The sequence below is a fragment of the Halorubrum ejinorense genome (genome assembly GCF_039522565.1).
Classification (GTDB): domain Archaea; phylum Halobacteriota; class Halobacteria; order Halobacteriales; family Haloferacaceae; genus Halorubrum; species Halorubrum ejinorense.
Genome location: NZ_BAAADQ010000018.1, coordinates 1 through 1,788 on the forward strand (window position 1 = coordinate 1; position 1,788 = coordinate 1,788).

Consider the following 1,788-nt stretch of genomic DNA (forward strand, 5'->3'; position numbering starts at 1 on the left):
CCAAAGTGTAGATTAAGTGCGATTCGAAGGTGGTCTCAAGCCCTAAACAGCCGGGAGGTGAGCTTAGAAGCAGCTACCCGCTAAGAAAAGCGTAACAGCTTACCGGCCGAGGTTTGAGGCGCCCAAAATGATCGGGGCTCAAATCTACCACCGAGACCTGGCCGTGCCCTTGACAGGGGCAACCGCGTAGGTTGGCGTACTGGTCGGACGGAAGCTCGGGCGAGAGCTCGCGTGGACCGTCCAGTAACGACAATCCTGGTCACAGTAGCAGCGATAGTCGGGTGAGAACCTCGACGGCCTGAAGAGCAAGGGTTCCTCGGCACTGCCGTTCAGCCGAGGGTTAGCCGGTCCTAAGATGTACCACAACTTGACTACATCAACGGGAAGCTGGTTAATATTCCAGCGCCATCGTGCAGTAAACGCCGACGCCGTGTGGAACGCTGAGCCGGGCCTTCGCCCGGTCGAATCGTGGAAACTCGTGGAAGCCGTCACGGCACGAAGCGAGCGAAACGCGAGATAGCGAAAGTCAGCCGTACATAGGGCCCGTGAAAAGGCAAGCATGATGTCCGTACCGAGATCCGACACAGGTGCTCTGCCAGCGCAAGGCAAGGCCTGTCGGGAGAACCGACGTTAGGGAATTCGGCAAGTTAGTCCCGTACCTTCGGAAGAAGGGATGCCTGCTCTCTACGGAGCAGGTCGCAGTGACTCGGGCGCTCCGACTGTCTAGTAACAACACAGGTGACCGCAAATCCGCAAGGACTCGTACGGTCACTGAATCCTGCCCAGTGCGGGTATCTGAACACCTCGTACAAGAGGACGAAGGACCCGTCAACGGCGGGGGTAACTATGACCCTCTTAAGGTAGCGTAGTACCTTGCCGCTTCAGTAGCGGCTTGCATGAATGGATAAACGAGAGCGCCACTGTCCCAACGTTGGACCCGGTGAACTGTACGTTCCAGTGCGGAGTCTGGAGACCCCCAAGGGGAAGCGAAGACCCTATAGAGCTTTACTGCAGGCTGTCGCTGAGACGTGGTCGCCGATGTGCAGCATAGGTAGGAGTCGTTACACAGGTACGTGCGCTAGCACGCCACCGAGACAACATTGAAATACTACCCGTCGGTGACTGCGACTCTCACTCCGGGAGGAGTACACCGGTAGCCGGGCAGTTTGACTGGGGCGGTACGCGCTCGAAAAGATATCGAGCGCGCCCGAAGATCATCTCAGCCGGGTCGGGAACCCGGCGAAGAGCGCAAGAGCACAAGATGGTCTGACAGTGTTCTTCCCAACGAGGAACGCTGACGCGAAAGCGTGGTCTAGCGAACCTACGAGGTTCCGGAATGGGACCCGTAGATGACAGAAAAGCTACCTTAGGGATAACAGAGTCGTCACTCGCAAGAGCACATATCGACCGAGTGGCTTGCTACCTCGATGTCGGTTCCCTCCATCCTGCCCGTGCAGAAGCGGGCAAGGGTGAGGTTGTTCGCCTATTAAAGGAGGTCGTGAGCTGGGTTTAGACCGTCGTGAGACAGGTCGGCTGCTATCTATTGGGGGTGTGAGGTACCTGACGTGAACGAACGTATAGTACGAGAGGAACTACGTTTGGTCGCCACTGGTGTATCGGTTGTCCGAGAGGGCAGATGCCGAGTAGCCACGCGACACGGGGTAAGAGCTGAACGCATCTAAGCTCGAAACCCACATGGAAAAGAGGTACCACAGAGGTCACTCGTAGAAGACGAGTTCGATAGACTCGGGGTGTACGCACCAAGGCAACGAGGTGTTAAGCCCACGA

Annotated in this window: 1 rRNA gene; it reads left to right on the top strand. The window is 57.2% G+C overall.

Annotated elements, in window-relative coordinates:
• A 23S ribosomal RNA gene (locus ABDZ89_RS16955) occupies positions 1 to 1,788 on the top strand; the annotation flags it as partial.